Here is an 18,676-nt window from a genome sequence, read left to right on the forward strand (position 1 = left end):
TCGCTGCCTGGAGGCCGACAACGCAACATCGCGGACGCAAGAGTCGGAGCCTCCCAACCTGCCCCGAAACCCTATCGGCCCAAACGAGTCTGGTGCCGCCGCTCACTCTCGCCCGCCACTACTACGAGATCCGCTGGAAGATCCTGGGCACTGCCGGACCGGTCTACTGCTGGGCGATGGCCGCGCGAATCCGGTGGTCGACGCGGAGGTCGTGCGCCAGGTGACCGAAGTACGTCACGCACTCTGGATGCTGTCGCAGCATCGCCGCCACCGAGCTGGCGGCGTCCGCGCTCAGGGTCGTCCACCAGGAGAAGACCTCGGCCTGGCCGCTTTGGTCGTCCAGGAGAGGGATCCATTCGAACGCGCCACCGCAGCACGCTTCCAGGAGATCGAGCTCCCTCACGCGGGCCGCTTCCTCGGCGATACCGGCCAGCCACCTGACGGTGGCGTCGAGTTCCTCGAAACCGTGGGAGACGTCCGAACCGAAGAGTGTCGCCATCGCGGACACGACCTCGACCGCGCGAGCGGCGTCGGCCAGCAGATCCGTCATTATCGAGGCGACGGGGATTTTGATCAGCACGTCGAAGTAGAGAGCCGTGTCGTCGGGATGCGTAGCGGCCAGCGTCAGGAGTTCGGCCCCCGCTTCCGTTGACCCGGCGAACAGTTCCTCCTGGAGGTGCTCGCCGCGTAGGGCAACGGGCTCCGTCGGCCCGTCCAGCTCATGTGCGACGAAGTCGAGGAAGGCGGACACCGTGGCCGGGCGTCGCTCCGGGTCCCTCTGGGTCGCCTCCCGGACGATCGCACGCCAGGGGCCCGACTTGGGGAGCAACGGGACGTTCACGAGGGGTGTCTCGCCCGTTACGGCCCACCCGATGAGCTGTCCCAGGCTGTAGATGTCGGCGGCGGGGCCCACATGATGGGCGTCGCTGTAGTGCTCAGGGGCCGCGAAACCCTCAGAGCCGAGGAAGACCCCCACGCGGGTCCGCTGCGGATCGGTTGTCTGCCCCAGGGGCCGCCGTACGATCCCCCAGTCCGCCAGAACCCAGCGGCCGTTCAGACGTAGGACGTTGGCTGGCTTGATGTCCCGATGGATCCATCCGATACGGTGCGCCACCGCGAGGACCGAGCATAGGGATTCCAGTAGCTCTCGCAGGGCCGCATCATCAAAGAATTCCTTCAGGCAGCTTTCGGCGGTGGCCTCTGCGTACGGCATGACGAACCAGGTGTGTTTGGGATCGAAGTCCAGGACCGGCATCGCGTGAGGGTTCCCGACCAGACTGCGCCCGCATTCGATCTCCCGTCGCATGCGGGCCACTTGACGTCCGGTCGGGTACTTGCTCTTAAGCTTCTTGAGGATGACGACCTCGCCGCTCGGCTTATGCACGGCCTTGAAGACGTCTGCCTGGCCGCCGTCGGCGAGGGGCAGCCGTTCACACCGGTAATCCTTGCGCTCGCCCCGCCTGGATGGGCCTACCAGCTCTCTCGTTCGTGGCGCGACCAGCGGCTTGCCAGCGAGCTCCTCCAGTTCCCCGGCTTCCGAGAAGAGGGTGATCCGGTCGCTCGTGTGGGCGATGGCGTCCGCGATGCTCGTCGAAGCCTTCGAGTTAGCGTCAGCCGGTTGCCGGGGAGCGACGACGTTCCGGAAGACCTCCGCAGGATCGAACCCCTCCGCGAGGTACTGGAGCACCTCGCTCTGGTCCTCGGGAAGTAGCGGCTGGAAGGCGTCGAACTGTGCTCTATCCGCGATGGTGCGGATGGCTTCCAAGGTCTGGCCGTCGATACCCAGCTTTGTGAGTTCGGTGGCGGAGAACCGAGCGAAGAGAGTCGTCGGAGCGTGGGAAGCGGGGCGTGAAGTGACCAGCCGCTCCATGGCCGCGACGTCCCGCAACTCCAGACTTCCCATCGCGGAGTTCACAGAGGCGAGTCTGGTGGCGGCCCACTGCAGGGCCTCGTCGTGCGGCAACACCTTGAGGAGGAGAAAGGTCTCACTTCCGTCGTCGGGCGCGAGGAGCACGCCCCTCCAGAAAGCCGTGATGCGCATCGTCCTCATCCGCGGATCGCGGGCCGTGCGCGCGACGGACAACCCCAGCCCCTTGTCCGCGTACAGCTCGGCCACCGTCAGCGACTTGAACTTGGCCATCGCCTTGCGAACCGCGGCCCGGACGGGCTTGTCCAACTGCTCGTAGTCGGTCCAGAAGGTGTGCACGAAGGCGAGCTGCGGCAAGGGTAAGTCTCCTACGGGAGTGGCTGGTTGTGGCTCTTCAGCGTATCGCCGGGGCGTCCACGGGAAGTCCCGTCGTGCGCGATATCCGCGTTCGTGGGGAGTAGAGCGCCAATCCGCGCGCGTGCCAGCACCATCCCGTGCCTCAGCTGCCCAAAGCTTCCTCGTCCAGCCCGGGTCCGGCTCTTCCGACATGACGTCAGCGGCAGCCCGGAGTGCCGGCTGGCCAGTTCGATGGCGAGCTCCCCGTACCCCCGTCGTCAGCGAGGAAGATCTCCACGCCCCCGGATGGTCCTGCGTCAGGAGCGAGGGGCTTTGCGGGACACTCGCCCGACGCTTGATTGCGGCGATGGGGTGTGGGGTCGATCTCGTGGGTGGCAAGCTGATCTCCACGGGAGACAAACCCGAGTGGCTGAACACTGAGGCGTCCCTCGCCGCTTGGTGCGGGGTCAGTCCCCTCGAGTACTCCTCGGGCCGTCGTAGTACGCGTCGGCTCAGCCAGGGCGGTGACCGGCTGGCAAACGCCACTCTGCGCCGCATCGTGTTCACCTGGCTGCGCTTCGATGGCCGCAGCCAGGCGTATGACGAAGCGCCGCACCGAGGGCGAGACCCGGCGTGAGATCATCCGTCGGATCGCTCCGGCGGGGGTCCTGCGTAGACGGGGACCTGATACGACGACGCCCCGCTGGCTTGCTGCGGTGGGGCGTCGTCGTGCAAATATTCCGTTGATGTTGCGGGCGTCAGGCACTCAGGCCGGGCGGGTGTCAGTCCGAGAAGTCGAGGCTCTCCTGACCAGGGCCGGGGGTGCGTCGAGACTTCCGCGGCGGTTTCGGTTCCTTGGTTGCGTAGGCAGGTACGGGCAGGATGCCCTCGCCCCGTAGGTCGTCGGTGCTGATGAGCGGGCCGCTGCTCACGGCGTCCAGCAGCCGGGCCTGTCGGGGTTCGAGGGCTACGAGGAGCCCGAGCGCGTTGATGAGGTCAATAAGGTCAACGGTCCACCGAGCAGGCCAGGTCAGGGGCAGGATGTCGTTCAACGGGGTCTGTCGTTCCACGTCTGGCTTGCGCTTGCGGAAGCTGAACCACTTGCGGATCACCTGCACCCCGCCGATCCGATAGTCCCAGACTTCCGGCGCCACCGGACGTATGCAGCCCTTGCCCACGGTGAGGGTTCGTGTGGAGGCGTCGTAGGAGATGTCCTCAGGTAACCCGTCGTGCTCTCCGATCACGACGACGCATTCCGGTTGTTCCTCCGGGGGAAGCCTCGGGGACGAGCCAGGTGAACTGTCGTGGTGGGAGGCGAAGCGCTGGCCGTACGTGTGGATCCACACCGTGCGCCTGCCCACTTCCACGAGCTCCGCCCATAGAGCCGGGTCACGTGTTATAGGGATACGGGCACCGCGCTCGGCGAGGTTCGCGGCGAAGCGGCGGGTGTAGCCGCTGTGGCCGGCTGTTCCCGCGATGTACGCGAAGAGGTCCTCGGCGGTGACCGTCACGCCGTGCGTGTTGGTGAGCAGCCGCAGCAGGCCAGGGGTGACGTTTGGTTCAGCCTGGTGGGGGTGGCGGTAAAGAGGGGCGACGCGGCCGCCTTCGGTGCCTTTGAAGTGATGAATGTCGGGCAGAAGGGCGGTGAAACTCACCGCCGGCCCCGGACGGCCTGATTCCGTGTGGAGTTCGGACAGGTAGATCTGACGCTGGTCGTTGTGGGCGAACCACAAGGCCGGCCGCGGTCGGTCGATCACTCTTCGGTCCGCGATGAGGTACTGCCCGTCGAACGTCATCCGTCCGTACTTGACGATGACCGGAACCCTCTCTTTCTCTGCGGCAAGACTGCCCGTCTCCTGCTGGCCGGGCAGTGGCGGTTCCAGCTTGTCCGGGCGGCGGTCTCCGGTGCTCTTCATCAGCTCCGCTTTGGCGTCTGCCGGAGCCTGGACGAGCCTGTGCCAGCGCCTCTCCAGAACGTCCCGGCTGGGTGAGACGGGCCAGTTGCGGTTGTTCTTGTTGCCGGAGCTCGTCCAGGGCAGCAGGGCGTCCACCGGTGGCATTGCCGACCACTCGGAGTCGGACGTGACGTGAAAGGGCGTGGTCCACTGTGTGGGGCAGAGCTGCCAGGAGGTCCCTCCGCGATGGCCGTCGAGGCCAAGCCCTTCCAGCCAGTCGAACTTCTCCTCGCGTGTGCCCGCGGGGACGTCGAGTCGCCAGACCCGTGCCGGTGTACCCGCGTCCGGGGCGTCATGGCGGACGAAGACGGCGATGCAGATCTCCCGCTTGACATCCTGGAAGACACGGGTGCGCGTGTCGGAGTAGGCGCCCTCGGGGGAGAGACCGATGACCCAGCCCTCGTCGGCGACCTCGCGCAGGTAGTGGCGCATGCCGGCCGAGCCCTCGCTGTCCAGGAATCCGGAGTTGGTGATGAGGGCAACGATCCCGCTGGGGGCCTTCGGCGCTCCCGAGGCGGTCGACTGGTCGAAGACCTTCCAGGTGGACCACGCCCAGAAGTAGACGTAGAGGTTGTCGAGGGCGTATCCGACGCGTCCGTTGTCCTCTGGGTGGAAGCGGGCGAGGATCGGGCCCTGGCCGTTCGGGTTGCCCTCGGTGACCCAGCGTCCGACGCCCGACTGTCTCGCACCCCGCAGGTAGGGCGGATTGCCGATGACCACCATGACCTTCTCGTCCGCCTTGATCTTGTTCGCCATCCGGCGGTGGCGGGCGATCGCCTCGTACATGAAGCCCAGGTGGTGCTCGACGGCGGGATCGTCGAGTGTGTCGGCCACCAGAAGCCTCGGCGGGCGGCGCGTGATGTCGGCGTCGTGGGACCGGAAGGCGTGGTGCACACGGAGTTCGGCGACGGCGTACGGCCCGGTCTGTTTCTCCAGCCCGACCAGTCGGCCCGAGAGCTCCCGGAGAAGCCCGGACTTGAGCGTGCTGCCGTACTTCAAGGACAGGGACTTGGCGACGTGGTCGATGATGTTGATGAGGAAGGTCCCGGTGCCCATGGCCGGATCGACGACGGTGACGTCCTTGCTTCCGTAGCCGTCCTCTTGGCCGAGCCGGTCACGCAGCACCTCGTCAGTGAAGCCGACCATGAAGCGGACGACCTCGCCAGCCGTGTAGTAAGTACCCGTCCGCCGTCGCAGTTCCGGGTCGTAGGCGCCAGAAAGCCCTCGTACAAGTGGAGGTAGGCGTCTCCGGTCTCGTCCTTGAACATCTCGGGGTCGACGGCCGATAAGACGTCGATCAGCGGGTCGATGATGCCCCGCAGATCGTCGAGGGCGTCGTCCGTCAGCACCGCCAGCGCCTTGCCCATCAAGGAATGCCGCTTGCCCAGCCGGATCGCGACCTCGGGAAGCGTGAGCCTGCCCAGATCAATGTGCTCAAGACGAGCCAGCAGCATGGCAAACGTCAGCGTCTGACTGTATTGATCCGCGAACTCCTCCGGGCGAGCATCGGGAAAGAGCAGGTCCTTCCAGTTGTCGGCCAGGATCGAGAACGCAGCGTCAGCCTCCCCGTGCTCCTCGCGGGTGAGACGCTCGGTGACCTCGTCACGCAGCAGGGCGCAGATTCCCGCGATGCGCTTGACCAGTTCGTTGATGCTGTCGTGGACGATGGGCGCCGGCAGGAAGAAGTGCGTGAGGGCACGCTCGAACCCGGTGTCCGCGACGACGAGTTGCCGACTACCGGAATCAAGGTCTCCGACCAGGATCCCGGTCGGGCCGACCTGTACGCCGAAACGGTAGACCGCCCATTGGTATCCGTCGGTGTACAGCACATTGTGGAGTGCCTTGATCTTCTCCCACTGCTTGCGGTCGTGGCTCTTCACCGACCACTTCTCCGGATCGGCCCCCGAGCCCGGCTGCTTCAGCTCGACGTGCCCTATGGTCCTGCCGCCGCAGGCGATGGCGAAGTCGGGCCGGATGCCGAGTTCCTTGATGCGACTCTGACCGTGGACGATGAGCTTGAGGCGTTGCCGCGAGGCCATGCCGCGCAGCAGATGCTCCACCGGCGCGGTCAGGCTGTCCTCCTTACTGCTGACCGCCCCTGCGGGACCTTGAAGCTTGGCCCTGACCTCCTCGCCGAACTGGGCAACGAGGTCCGCTACCGATCCGGTCGTGCCCTTTCCCGCCCAGACGTCCCCTCCTGCCATCGGCCCCCCAAGGTTGCACCCACGCCGACGATCAGACCCATACAGAATGCCCATGACATCTCAAGCAGCAAACACCAGCGGATGTAAGTTGATTGCTGACAAGCCGCCAAAGCTCCGCGTACGGAGGTTGGTTGGAGCGTGAGCCGGGAGTGCGTCCTGGGCGTGCGTCAACGTGCGGAGCGCAATCGGTGGACGGTACGGCGATCTTGCAGGCACGCTGGGGCGATTGCGGGGGCAGCGTGCGTGCGTCAAACGAAGCCATCATGGCTGCGGGGCTCCTGGTATGTCCCCGCTGCTGCTCTCGGAGATCGACCACGTCGCCACCCGCAAGCTGGGCCGTGCAGCGGCGCTCAGCGCGGTCGACGACATCCGACATTGGGTGCGACGAGGCCGTGCCGTTCTGTCTGAGATCACGGATGATCATCTGAGCGCCACCCAGTCGGTGCGCGCCCGCTATCGCGGCTCACGGGCCGTAGGGGCTCCAGTGCCCGAGGAAGGGCCTGAGGTCGTCGGCTCGTGGTTCGGGGATGTCGGGCAGTCGGGGTGGTGTGTGCAATGGGTCGAGGCGCTCGACGGTGGATGCTGCCCAGCTGATCCATGCTTCGGCTTCGGTTCTGGTCTGCCCTGGGGTCATGGCCTCGACTCGTTTGCGTACGGCGCTCAAGTACTCCGTCAGTCCGGTGGCGTGGCGCCATGCCGCTTCTTGCGCTTCAAAGTGTCTGAAGCGGTACGCCTCGGCGTACTGGATGCGGGCGTCTTCCATGGCGGCTTCCCAGCGGATGCGTTTCTGGCGTGCGGCTTCGATCTCGTCGAGACGTCTGCGTTCGGCGGCTTCGCCGCGGAGGGTGACCTCCTGTGCGATCTCGGCGAGCTGCTCTTCGAGGGGGTGGCCGGTCCCGTCGGACCATTCGCTTGCCCGGTGCGGTTGGCCGCCGCTGAGGACGAAGCGGAGGCGTTCGGATGGGGTGTAGTCGAAGCGGGGGATCCTGATCCAGGAGTTCTTCTTGGCGTCGGCGAGTTCCTTCTCGGTGGCGACGTGCTCGGTCCGGTCCTGTTCCTGGAGGACGAGGAACCCCACGGTCTGGCCCTGTGCGGTGATGGTGAAGTGGGGAGACGCTCTGCGGCGGCGATGAGACGGGGGCGCGAAGCCGGTCGCTCCCGCCGAACAGGAGTGTCCTTCGGCCTCGGCAGCGGTGATCAGCGCCTGGATGAGCCGGAGAGCACGTCCTTGGACGGACCTGGTCAGGCCCAGCGGCTGTTGTTCGCTCTGCATGGCCCGGACCACGGTGTGCGGGCGGGTGAGCCGGGCGGGCACGGGGACGGGTTCGAGGACGGCAAGGCACCAGGCGGGGATGTCGACGAGCTTGATCTCGTACCCGCCACGGCACCAACCCCCGTACAGCTCCTTCGTCTCCGGAATCTTTCCGGATCTGCGCGCCGCGGCGATCCGGGACGGCCACTTCTCGGAGTCTGGACCGCTGCCGGGCTTGACGATCTGGCCGCCTGCCTCTGCGAGCTCTTGCAGCAGTTGCTCCGTGAATGTCACGCGACGCTGTGGAGGAGGGCTTGGCTTTCGCGCGGAGGCCGGAGTTTCCTGCGCTCGGGGGGACGGGGGTTGCGGAGCGGCGGTCTGGGTCTTCCGCGGGCGCGATCCACTGGGAGGGTATGTGCCTTGCGCCAGGTAGTGCCGGCCAGCGCTTGTCAAGGCGACGTTCCACTGCCCACCCTTCCGGGAGACCAGGACCAGGCCCCGGTTCTGCAGCGCCTGACAGGTGGTCTTGTAGGAGCTGGTCTCCCAAACGCCAGCAGGGCACCCGTCTTCCACCCACTTCAGCACCGAGAGTTGCCGCTCATTGACCTGCCGTTCCAATGGCCCGCCTTCGACTCGAGGTTGACGTACGACGGCGGCATGGTGTCAGTTCCGTTTGCCAGCGGCGGGTGCTTCGAAACCATTTCGCTCGAACGAGCGGGGGCTGACGTGGACCGTGTCTACGCGGCGATGGCGCGTATCGCCGACCGGTGCGCGGCCGGGTCTTCGCCGAAGGGAGCGATGAGCTGCCATTGTGCGGGCGAACTGGGTGTCCGTGTAGCGGCGATCTTCGCCGTTGCCGTCAGCTCGGTCTCCGTGCACTGCTGGCGAGTCAGCCCGGTGGCTTTGGTCGGGGCCTTCAGCCACTGAGCTTCGTACGCAAGCGTTTGTTCTCCTTCTCGTCGATCTGGGAGTCCAAGTACTTCGGCGAAGTCTTCGACCGACCGTTCCCCGAACCTCTGCCCCGGTGGGACAACACCGGAGAACGTGGCGCCGACATGTGGGCGACCGAGCAGGAGACGAGTGAGGAGATCATCGACCATTACCGTCGCGTGTGGGAGCACTCAGACGCGATGATCACCGCCCTCGCCATCGACTCCCTCGGCTACGTGCCCTGGTGGCCACGCCCCAACGTGAAGCTGTTCAACATCCTCGTCCACATGCTCACCGAGACCAGCCGGCACACCGGTCACGCCGACATCCTGCGCGAACAGCTCGACAACTCGACAGGGAAAACAGCCGAATACGCGACTCAGCAGCACGACGACGCCTTCTGGGATGCCCACCGAGCGAAGATCGAGCGAGCTGCCAAAGCAGCCGTCGCCAAGCCTGATCACGCTAGTTCTACCAAGAGCTCGTAGCACGGGTGTCCTCGTCGCCTGTCGGCTTTTTGAGGGCTTGTTGCTCGCCTGTCTCAGGGCGCGGCTAGGTGGCGAGGTCCCAAACCGTCGCTGTGAGCCTCATGGTGTGCCCACCCGGTGCGGCCGACACGACACGTACGAACGCAATACGCCCCTCGGTGGTCTGAACACAGAACTGCGCATCCTGAGGCGGGTCCTGCAGCATGGGGTCGCCGTTGCTCCGCAACGCCTCCGCGCACTGCGCCTCGGTTGGATCAGCATCACTTCCCGAAATCGGCGCGATGATCGCCGCGAGCCGGGGGCCGCCATGGAAGTTGGTGGAACCAGCCGTCCCGCTTCCATCAGTGACGGCCGACACGTCGGCGCCCTTGAGGTCATCCGCAACAAGCGGCTTGCGCGTGTCGAAGTCGATGTCAACCCCGTATGCGCTGGTCCGGAACTGAATGTCGTGTGGACCGAACATGGCGCGGGACGCCGTGTTCTCCGGGCTGGCCGGATCCGCTGATGCGGTTGGCTTGGCTTGATCATGCGTGGCAGACGGTGCCCCCGCGACGGCGGGTGGCTTCGAGTCGTCAGCAGAGCTGTGCCGGTTGCTGACGAACACCGTGGCTGCGATGCCAACGACGGGCACGACGATGCCTACGACCCACCAGGCCCAGCGCGGCTGCCCCGGCGCAGACGTGCCCGGACCCGCTGCCGACGGATTGCTACCGCTGCTGTTCGTCACAACTTCCCCACCACTTCACTGGCATCACGGCCGTTCACACTATGACGGACTCCGTAGCTCGGTGATCAGTTCCCAGCTGTGTCACGGAGTCGTCGGTCGCACTCGGGTGGGCTGACCGCGCACAGCGCCGCGAACGACGCCTCGTTGCACAGACGTTCCGCAGAGGTTGGCCGGCGCAACGGTGGGGCGCAAGTGAGATGATCTCTCATGCCGTCAGTGTGCTCGCGACCACTGGCAACGCCCGCGGCGGCCCAGTAACGCCCATCTGGACCTGCCCCGGGCGGGCGGCGACCTCCGGCGGGTGCTGGCGGTGCTGAGAGTCCCGGAAGGAAACAGCTGCCCCCCGGGCGCTCGCCGAAGGCCCGGCCGACGCCGGGGCGGCGAAAAGTTGGTGTGCGGGGCCGAAGGAAGCGGGTAACGTCTTTGTCATGTTCTTCCAGACGCCGATTTACGAGTGAGAGCGTGATGGGCCCCTGCTGACGTCCTTCGACGTCGCCGCCCGTCCCCCACCGATGAATCCGTAGATCACTTCACATCAATACCGGGAGAACCCGTGACCGTGAGCAAGAACATCAACAACCCCGTGGGCATGGGCGGCGGCCAGCGCAAGAAGCTGTCCCGCGCCGAACGGCAGAACAACGGTCCGTACCGCAACCTCGACCGCCAGGGTGCAGCCGACCAGAAGGCGGAGCTGGTGCGCAAGATGCGCGAGAAGGCAGGCGCAGCCGAGGGCGCCGGGCAGACGAGCGACGACACCGCACAGAGCTGACGCACCGCCGCCGCAGGGCGGCACCGCATGGGGCAGTGCCCCGGACCGCGACGCGCGGTCCGGGGCACTGCTGCCGTACCGGGCGCGGCCGGTCCCGCTCAGCTCTCGGCCAAGCACCCGCGTCTCAGCCGACCGCCCGGGGCGGCCGCAGCTTCAGCAGCCCCGTCACCGCCAACACCCGAGCTGCACCAGCAGCATCACCACCAGCGCGGTCCACGTGCTCAGCCCGGGCGACACTGTCAGGAAGAGCGTGCAGGGCGTCCTTCGCCGCTTTGTGCGGGGGCAGTCCCGTCGAGCGTCCCTCGGGACGCCGGCAGTTCCGTCGCCTCAACCGTGGCGGCGACCGGCAGGCCAACGCAGCGCTCCACCGCATCGTGTTCACCCGTCGGCGGGTCGACCCGCGCACTCCGGACTATTACGAGCGCCGGATCAAGGAGGGCAAGACCCGGGCGCGAAATCGTCCGTTGCCTCAAACGCTACGCGGCTCGGGACGTCTTCCACCTGGTCGGACAGCTACAGCCAGGACCCCGCTCATAGGGGCTGTGATACGGCTAGGCCCCGCCGGGGACCATGCTTACGGGACATCCGCGCGGAGCCGTGAGACGACGAAGCCGCACCGGAGCGCTCCGGTGCGGCTTCGTCGTGAGATCGGCTGCGCTGGCGCGCACGATGCGGTCGGCGCCTCATGCGCTGTGTGCCTGTGACGCTTTCGGGGGTGTGCCTGATTTGCGATCGCACCCCGCTCACTCGTCCGTACGAGGGATGCGCGCTCCTCCCGGTGCGGCCGGTCACGGGAGTGCGGGAGCGTATGGCTGGATCGACTTAGCTGGCCACCGGCAGCTGAATCGAACCGTCGGCGCCGGAGCCTCCGGACCTGAGCGGGGTCTTCGCTGTTCTGCCGAGGGCCGGGCGGTCGTGGACGCTGCTGATGCCGTACGGGGATCTCTATGACCGCGAGTACTGAGTGACCGAGGTGCGGTAGGTCAGAACTCCACGCGGGGTCGTTCGCTGATATCCCGACTGAGCAGGGTTCGAACATCGGCTTCCGGAAGACCGGAACGATTGATGAAATCGGCGAAGGAGATACCCGTTGTCTCCGTGAGTTCTAGTGCGCGCTGCAGGAGTACGGGAGCCTCTGGATTTCCCAGGGGACCAGGCTCTACTTTCCTCCACCCTCGGACGGACAACGCTTTCCATCCCTGAGCGTAGGTGTGTTCGCTTATGGCACCGAGCGTTTTGGCCCTGACCAAAAGGGCGGCTAGTGAGACGTGCCATTTCGCCTTCAAGCGGAGAAAAGCGGGCCAGTCGAGCCGCTCCGGAAGTTCGGATCGGATGTCGTCGGCTGGCATGAGGAACGCGGCGGCGAACTCGTGGGCCTGACTCTCGGTGACCTTGTCGCCAATCTTGCCAGCGACGCCATGCAGGACCAGGTGCCCTAGTTCGTGGGCCGCATCGAAGCGTGAGCGGTCGCGTAGACCCTTGTCGGCGCCGAGAGCAACAACGGGCCTGTCGGGGAAATCGACGCAGAATGCATCAACCTTTTCGATGCCGACACGGAAGCGAACGACAACAATTCCATTCATTTCCAGCAGTCGCACAACGTCTTGAACCGGGCCGCGGGGGACGTTCCAATGTTGACGGACCTGGGCTGCCGCTTGTTCGATATCGGCGGACTGAAGAGGCTGCCCTTCGTCGATCGACATGCGCGGCAGATTGAGGTCGGGCAACGCGACGTGTTTTTCGAGCTCAAGCGCGAGTTCCCGTGCGAGGTGCACGTAGGCGAGCGCTTGTTGCCGATCCCGGGGGGAGGTGGATCGAAGGCTGCGGAAGAACCCATTGAGCTGATCTTGAGCCGGGGGGCGGGCGGGAGCGGCGAAGAACGACAGCGGTACCCGCAACGCGACCGCGAGCCGGCGAAGCGTCGATGTGGCGGGCTTGGTGTGTCCGTTCTCGAACTGGCTGATCGAGGCCGCGGTGACGGAGCCGACTTCCCGGGCCAGCTGCACTTGGGCGAGCCCCCGGAGTTCGCGCGCCATTCGCAGTCGGGCGCGATCGAACAGGGCCGCGATGTCGCCGGGGTCCAGTTGCGGGTCGTTCACGTCGCTCGTCTCCGCGCCAGTCGACGTCCACCGATCAGCGGACGATTCTCGATCTTGAATGTTCCGCTCGCATCTTAGGCACACCTTGGTTACCGGTCGGTCAAATCACCCGGCTCCAGCGGAACACGCCGGAGTGAAGTGTGTCGAGTTGTATCTCCGCATTGTCGTGTACTCTACCGAAAACTCGGAAGATGATGTTCGGATCTGAGGTAGCCCACCGCGCGTGGGGGGATGGAGTTGAGGGGATGAGGGTTCAGGAGTGCGTGTTGTCGGACGAGGTGATCACCGCCGACTCGGCGGAGGCCGCGTTGTGGGACGCCATCGTGGTGCCGGAGGAGATCAAGGAGCGGTTGCGCAACCAGACGGTGTTGTCGCTGTTCGTGCGGCCTGACCTGCCGTTCGCGGTGACTGCGTTGCACGGCTTGTGCACGCTCTACGGTCCTCCCGGTACCGGCAAAACCACGCTGGCACGGGGTCTGCCGGCGCAGATCGCCCGCTACGTCGGCGGAGGCAAGGTCCGACGGATCGAGATCAACCCGCACGGGCTAATGAGCGCCGAGCACGGGCAGTCGCAGCAGCGGGTCAGCGAGTTGCTCGGCGAGTACGTGCCGGGTCTCGCGTCGGATGGCGTGCCGACCGTGGTGATCCTCGACGAGGTGGAGTCGATGGCGGTCGCCCGTTCGGCGGCGTCGCTGGCCGCCAACCCGGCCGATGTGCACCGTGCCACCGACGCGGTGCTCACGGCCTTGGATCTCAACGCCGCCGAGCACCCGCACCTGTTCTTCGTTGCGACCAGCAACTTCACCACCGCGCTGGACGAGGCGTTCCTCTCTCGCTCCGACGCCGCCATCTTTGTCCCGCTTCCCGAGCCGGAGGCGCTGCGGGAGATCCTGACCTCGACGCTGCTGATGCTGGCCGACAAGTATCCGGCCTTGGGTGAGCTGGCGCGCTCCTCGGCGGTGGTCCGCATCGCGGAGGCGGCTCAGGGGCTGGACGGCCGTCGTACGCGCAAGGTGGTCTTCGAAGCCTTGGCGCAGCGATTGGATACGGTGCTCGATCCCGGCCGCCTCAGTGAAGACGACCTGGCCGCCGCAGTGCGCAACGCCGTCGGGCAGACGGGCCAGCCGGAGGTGTCCCGTGCGGCGTACTAGGCAGGTGGCGGCCTCTCCCGTGCGCAGCGCCAGCGAAACCTGGAAGGTGATTGCGGACGTTGTGGCCGACACCGTGGAACAGTCCTCCGCGCTGTCCCGCGACGAGGCGGTGCAGGCGATGTCGGCCGCCGAGGCGGTCGGGCGGATGCTGATCGCGGCAGGTCACCTGCAGCAGCACCCGATCACCCTGGTGGCTGGCAAGGTGCACTGCGAGATCACGACGGTGTCCGGCACGGCGGCGCTGACGTTGGAGGAGAACCTCAACCCCGTCCCCGGCGCGGCGGGCGCTGGCGATTTCACGATCCACCTGCCGTCGCCGGCCCCCCTCCAGGAGCAGGTGAAGGCGGCCGCCGAGGGTCACGCCCGGTTGTCCGACGTTGTCCCGCCCGCTCTGGAGACGACGGCTGCCAACTCGGGTCCGCTGATCGACCATGAGGCTCTGCGACGGGCGGTGACTCAGCGATGACCTCTACCTACACCTACAGCTACACCCGGACCCACACCGCCACGCATCTGACGGACGTCATCCTCGGCACCATCACCGATATCCTCGCCGACCTGGGGATCAACATGGACCGGCTGCGTCGCGACTGGGTGCAGAACGAGAACGCGATCAAGGCGTGGATCGAGGAGGGTTCCCTCGACACGGTCGTCGTGGAGTGCCACCAGCCCTCGGGCGCCGTGGCGCCGGTGATCGAGTTCCCGGTGTCCTACACCACCTCTGGCGACGGCAACGCCGAGTTCACTGCCTCCCGTGCCCGGGCCGCCCGGTTCCGCGCCAAGTTCGACCAGGTGCCCACGGGCACCACCCACCGGCTGTTCTGCACCTTCAACGGACCCCGTACCCCGCAACCGGGTTGGGGCCCCGGCCAGCGGGCGAGCACCGACGGCCTGCGCGGCATCACCTTCGGCACCCTCGGCTCCGCCCCGCACGCCTCGACCGGCATGCGGTACTACCACAACTGAGACCACGAGCAGGGACACACCGCTATGGGATACATCGACGACGCCTTCACCAGGCTCAAGCACAACCTGGAGATCACCCAGACCGAGCAGGACCTGGCGAAGGCACGGCACGAGGCCATCCGCGACTTCGTCCGGTCGCACTGGGACCTCGCCGACGACTTCCTCACCGGCAGTTACCGGCGCGACACCAAGACGAAGAAGCTCAAGGACATCGACATCTTCGTGGTCCTCGACGCCAACGGCTCCCAGGCAGGCTTCCGCGATCAAGCTCCCATCCAAGTGATCAACGCCTTGGAGACCCTGCTCCGTCAGAAGTGGAGCTCCGCCGCCCGTGATGGCATGGCCGTCGTCATCCCCTACGGCCCCGACGACGACGTCATGTCGATCGACGTAGTCCCCGCGTTCGAGCGAGCCGACGGCGGCTACTACATCCCCAACCCCTCGGCAGGCGACTGGATGGCGACCAACCCCAAGCGCCACCACGAGCTGAGCATCGCCAAGAACGCCAACTGCGACGGCAAGTACGTACCCTTCGTCAAGATGATCAAGGGCATCAACCGCGAACTCGGCGAGCCCGTGTCGCCCTCATTCCTGCTGGAGGTCATGGCCCAGTCACTGGTGAAACCGCCGATCGGGCGCTACCAGGACGAGATCGTGCTGTTCCTGGCCACCGCCGCCGAACGCATCGGCGACGAGTGGCCCGACCCCGCCGGGCTGGGCGGGGACGTCAACGCCGTCATGAACGCGACCCAAAAACTCACCGCGGCCAACGCGCTCAATCAGGCCCGCGCCATCGCAGAACAGGCGGTCGACCTGGAGGATGAGGGCGAGGAACGCGCTGCCTACGACGAGTGGAAGAAGCTGTTCGGGAACCGGATGACCAGGCCATGACCTTCTCCACCGACTCCGGCGGCGTCCACGGGATACCGCCTCGGGCCATCCACGAGCGGCAGCTCGATGACGACATGCTGCTCCTCCAACGCGCTGCGTCGGCAAGCCACCAACGCGGCCAGTTCCTCGAAGCCGTGCGCGTCACAGCCGCCGTCGTGCTCGCCGCCGCAGGCGTCCTGATCACGCTGATCGGCCACGGCCGGACGGTCGTCTCGATCGTCGGGTTCTTCTGGTTCGTCGCCTCCGCGTTCCTGCTCAAGGGCCTCGCTGGGAACACCGCTCGCCAAGGCGCCTTGCTCCAAGAGATGTTCGACATCGCCCTGTTCCACTTGCCCTGGCGCGCCACCGTTGCAGGCGACCCCATCCCCGACCCCGACGTCCGCCGTCTGGCGCGCAAGCTCACCAGAGGTGGCGCGAAGGACAAGCGCATCACCGACGGCTGGTACGACCCCACCCACGACGTCCATCATCCCTACGACGTGTTCATCGCCCAGGAGCAGAATCTGGCCTGGGACACCCGCCTCCGCCGCCGCTACAGCCACCTCATCGCCGCTACCGCGATGCTGTGGGCCGCAGTCGGCCTCGTCGCGGGTCTGGTGGTCGCGGACGCCACTCTGGGCGACACCCTCCTCAGCTTCTTCGTCCCGTCCCTGGCGGCCTACCAAATTGCCTACGAGATCTGGTCCGGCCAACGCAAGGTGGCCGACGAACGCGACCGACTCACCAAGGTCGTCAACACCGAGCTACACAACGGATGCCCCGGTCCCGTCCCTGACGACGAGTGGCACCGCCTACGGAACGTCGCACGGGACGTACAGGACGGCGTACTCCGCACCCGACTGGACACCACCCGAGTACCCGAGTGGTTCTACAAACGCTTCCGCGACGACGACGAACGCGACTTCGGCGACACTGCAGAAGGCCACCGTCTCCGCCTCGCCCAAAACGCACCCCCACCGACATAGATCGCCGAGCGGGATGCTTCAAGTTCCCCCCGCAAACTGGGCCGCCCTTGGCGGCTTCCCCTGGGTCCCGGACCGGCCGCGGGCCCTCGCGGAGGCGAGCCCGTCATTGGTGTTCGCCTCGATCAGCTCGCGCTGGGTCCGGCGAGCACGGACAACATCCCGAAAATCGCCTGCCCTTCCATAGTGGAGATGACGATGCTGCCCTGCTCGATGACCTGCAGAACTCGCCAGCCCGCTGGCTGGGCTGGACCCGCGATCGGCATTCGACCACGCGCGCGGAAGCTGGTGGACGTATGTGGGCGGCGCTGCCCGGCCGTGGTGGAAGGCCGGACGCAGGGCCAACGAGAGCGAGTCGGTGTCAGAGGCGTCGCCGATACTCGGATGGTTTATCAGGTGAGAGGGTGTCGGTGTGAAGAAGTTGCAGGACGACATAACCCGCCTACTGCCTGACGTGGTCAAGGCGGAGATTGAACCAGAGAGCTGCCCGCCCTGGTTGCGGCGGCCAGGGCGGACCGAGTGCGTCGGCATGTGGGAGACGGTCGCGGCCATCTACGGGGCGCTCACTGGGCTGGTCCTGCCGGAGCAGGCCCCTTCTCGCGAGCGGCGGAGCCTGGACGTCCTGCTGACCTACGAGAACGGGCAGCAGCAGATCCTGGAGGTTGACGAGAAGCAGCACTTCACCGCTGCCCGCGCTCTGACTCTGGAGTACTACCCGGCAGGCGTGAAGCTCGGCTTCGACGCCGCTCGATGGTTGGCCCGCTCGCAGGCTTTGACCGGGCGTGAACCCGGCGGCGGCTTCGGCAAGTCAAAGCCGCCGTTGTTCCCTGGCGAGGGCGGGCGCCATCGGCAACGCGCCTTCCGGGACGCACTGGCGGATCTGCTGCCGCCCGTGCACGACTGGCTCCCGACCATCCGGATCAGTGATACGGAGGTCACCGCCATCACCGCTGCACCGGATCCGGTCTCGTCGCTCAGGACACTGCTTGGTGAACGCGGGGCACCGGCTGGGTGTCTCGCCTCTGAGTGAGACGGCGCGGCGGCCCCCGCCGTTCAATGGCAGAAGCGAAGCGCCCGGCCAGCTCATCTGCCGGCCGGGCGCACTGCTGCCGTCTTTAGGACGACGAAGCCCACCGGAAAACTCGGGCGGGGCGTCTGCGCACGGCGGGCTACGACGGCGTGCAGTGTCCGGCGAGGGCACCGTTGTACTCCGGCTCTCCGCTTTCCAGGACGCGGAGCAAGGATGCGGTGACGACACGTGTTGTACGGCCGATGCGTAGCACGCGGCACGGGAACTCCCCGCGACGCACCAGGTCGTAGCCTTTCGCCCGAGAGAACCCCAACGCTCTGGAGGCGTCTTGCACGCTCCCCGTTCCCTCCCAGGTGGCGCGGATGTGCGTTGGGCTGTAACGGGTGCCTTGCACCTCGTTGGTCTGTCCGTGCAATTCGGATTCTCCGGTTGTTAAGACGGTGCTTGTGGATCACGGTGCCGACCCGACAATTAATTAAAACAACACGTGACGTAAGTGAGGTCACCTGCATTGCGGGCTGCGGCTGATGGCGATGAGCAAGCCCCCCGGTGCAAGGTCGACTTTATGCCCGGGTGTACTCGGGACGCTGCTACGCGCCTTACAGGACCTTGAGTGCTCCACGGCACCTGTTCGCAGGAGCTCTGCGGCAGCGCAGAGCGCTGACAGACGCGCGACGCTTGGAAACGACAGCCGTCTTGGCGGTCCCTTTCGACGTAGGGGCAGGTAGCGGCGGTGGACCATCAATGATCCGCGGGATCGCCGGTTTGGCTAACCGGCGATCCTGGGCTATGTTGCTTCGCTTCGAAGCTGTCTGGGCCCATATGCGTCCACTCGTGTGGACCGGCTGTTGCAGCCCCGGCCCGTTTCGTTGCTGCCCTCTCCCGGGAAACACCTGGAGCTCGGCGCCGTAATGCCCCGGCCCTCCGCTACTCCGTCGGGGCAACGGCACCGACACCCGGCCTCGTCGGCGCACGGTGAGGCTGGTGCCGGCCCGACGGCAGGACGGCGCGATAGCGGAGCTGGCCGAGGTGGTCGACGAGGCATTGCT

General features: G+C 66.4%; 15 protein-coding genes and 2 pseudogenes. 11 read left to right on the forward strand and 6 right to left on the reverse strand.

Translation table 11 applies throughout. From position 1 onward, the window contains the following. Positions 1–163: 163 nt before the first annotated feature. Entirely contained in the window at positions 164–2,224 is a 2,061-nt protein-coding gene (locus ACZ7L5_RS03640; RefSeq protein WP_471514061.1) for a serine/threonine-protein kinase, read from the reverse strand. Between the two features lie 346 nt (positions 2,225–2,570). Between ACZ7L5_RS03640 and ACZ7L5_RS03645 the strand changes: the two genes are divergently transcribed. After that, positions 2,571–2,840, forward strand: coding sequence for a transposase (locus ACZ7L5_RS03645; RefSeq protein ID WP_471514502.1), 270 nt, complete (start codon positions 2,571–2,573; stop codon positions 2,838–2,840). A gap of 145 nt (positions 2,841–2,985) precedes the next feature. On the opposite strand, the gene ACZ7L5_RS03650 is transcribed toward ACZ7L5_RS03645, so the two are convergent. Beyond that, a complete protein-coding gene (locus ACZ7L5_RS03650) occupies positions 2,986–5,304 on the reverse strand; it encodes a type ISP restriction/modification enzyme (protein WP_471514063.1) in 2,319 nt (772 codons plus the stop codon). A 1,303-nt stretch (positions 5,305–6,607) separates the two neighbouring features. On the opposite strand from ACZ7L5_RS03650, the pseudogene ACZ7L5_RS03655 reads away from it, so the two are divergent. Then, positions 6,608–6,822: pseudogene (locus ACZ7L5_RS03655) on the forward strand (VapC toxin family PIN domain ribonuclease); the annotation flags it as partial. A gap of 3 nt (positions 6,823–6,825) precedes the next feature. Here ACZ7L5_RS03655 and ACZ7L5_RS03660 read toward each other — a convergent pair. Next, the gene (locus ACZ7L5_RS03660) at positions 6,826–7,908 is read right to left on the reverse strand and encodes a hypothetical protein (RefSeq protein ID WP_471514065.1); all 1,083 of its coding nucleotides are present in this window, start codon (positions 7,906–7,908) and stop codon (positions 6,826–6,828) included. 650 nt (positions 7,909–8,558) lie between these two features. Here ACZ7L5_RS03660 and ACZ7L5_RS03665 point away from each other — a divergent pair. Further along, positions 8,559–9,032, forward strand: a complete 474-nt coding sequence (locus tag ACZ7L5_RS03665; RefSeq protein ID WP_471514067.1) for a mycothiol transferase — start codon at positions 8,559–8,561, stop codon at positions 9,030–9,032. 64 nt (positions 9,033–9,096) lie between these two features. Here ACZ7L5_RS03665 and ACZ7L5_RS03670 read toward each other — a convergent pair whose 3' ends face one another. Continuing rightward, a complete protein-coding gene (locus ACZ7L5_RS03670) occupies positions 9,097–9,759 on the reverse strand; it encodes a hypothetical protein (RefSeq protein ID WP_471514069.1) in 663 nt (220 codons plus the stop codon). Positions 9,760–10,312: 553 nt separating this feature from the next. Between ACZ7L5_RS03670 and ACZ7L5_RS03675 the strand changes: the two genes are divergently transcribed. Together ACZ7L5_RS03675 and ACZ7L5_RS03680 are read left to right on the forward strand one after the other, a co-directional pair. Continuing rightward, positions 10,313–10,528: a DUF6243 family protein gene (locus tag ACZ7L5_RS03675; protein WP_351918042.1), complete on the forward strand. Its 216-nt coding sequence runs from the start codon at positions 10,313–10,315 to the stop codon at positions 10,526–10,528. Positions 10,529–10,785: 257 nt separating this feature from the next. Then, positions 10,786–11,065 (forward strand): annotated as a pseudogene (locus ACZ7L5_RS03680) (transposase); the annotation flags it as partial. A gap of 446 nt (positions 11,066–11,511) precedes the next feature. Here ACZ7L5_RS03680 and ACZ7L5_RS03685 read toward each other — a convergent pair. After that, positions 11,512–12,627: a helix-turn-helix domain-containing protein gene (locus tag ACZ7L5_RS03685; RefSeq protein WP_471514071.1), complete on the reverse strand. Its 1,116-nt coding sequence runs from the start codon at positions 12,625–12,627 to the stop codon at positions 11,512–11,514. Between the two features lie 263 nt (positions 12,628–12,890). Here ACZ7L5_RS03685 and ACZ7L5_RS03690 point away from each other — a divergent pair, with 263 nt between their 5' ends. The 6 genes from ACZ7L5_RS03690 (at position 12,891) to ACZ7L5_RS03715 (ending at position 17,627) form a co-directional block, all read left to right on the forward strand. Then, positions 12,891–13,778, forward strand: a complete 888-nt coding sequence (locus ACZ7L5_RS03690) for an AAA family ATPase (RefSeq protein WP_471514504.1) — start codon at positions 12,891–12,893, stop codon at positions 13,776–13,778. A gap of 19 nt (positions 13,779–13,797) precedes the next feature. Beyond that, entirely contained in the window at positions 13,798–14,244 is a 447-nt protein-coding gene (locus ACZ7L5_RS03695; RefSeq protein WP_471514073.1) for a hypothetical protein, read from the forward strand. Further along, positions 14,241–14,744, forward strand: a complete 504-nt coding sequence (locus ACZ7L5_RS03700; protein WP_319648435.1) for a hypothetical protein — start codon at positions 14,241–14,243, stop codon at positions 14,742–14,744. Before ACZ7L5_RS03695 ends, ACZ7L5_RS03700 begins: the two co-directional genes overlap by 4 nt. A gap of 24 nt (positions 14,745–14,768) precedes the next feature. Next, complete coding sequence (locus tag ACZ7L5_RS03705; RefSeq protein WP_471514075.1) at positions 14,769–15,635, forward strand: CBASS oligonucleotide cyclase; 867 nt, start codon at positions 14,769–14,771, stop codon at positions 15,633–15,635. Continuing rightward, complete coding sequence (locus tag ACZ7L5_RS03710; protein WP_471514078.1) at positions 15,632–16,600, forward strand: S-4TM family putative pore-forming effector; 969 nt, start codon at positions 15,632–15,634, stop codon at positions 16,598–16,600. Before ACZ7L5_RS03705 ends, ACZ7L5_RS03710 begins: the two co-directional genes overlap by 4 nt. Positions 16,601–17,009: 409 nt before the next feature. Further along, positions 17,010–17,627, forward strand: coding sequence for a hypothetical protein (locus tag ACZ7L5_RS03715; protein ID WP_471514080.1), 618 nt, complete (start codon positions 17,010–17,012; stop codon positions 17,625–17,627). A gap of 139 nt (positions 17,628–17,766) precedes the next feature. Here the strand turns inward: ACZ7L5_RS03715 and ACZ7L5_RS03720 are convergent, their stop codons facing one another. Continuing rightward, entirely contained in the window at positions 17,767–18,021 is a 255-nt protein-coding gene (locus ACZ7L5_RS03720) for a helix-turn-helix domain-containing protein (protein WP_471514506.1), read from the reverse strand. Positions 18,022–18,676 lie beyond the last annotated feature (655 nt).

The organism is Streptomyces sp. NPDC107528 (assembly GCF_055639295.1).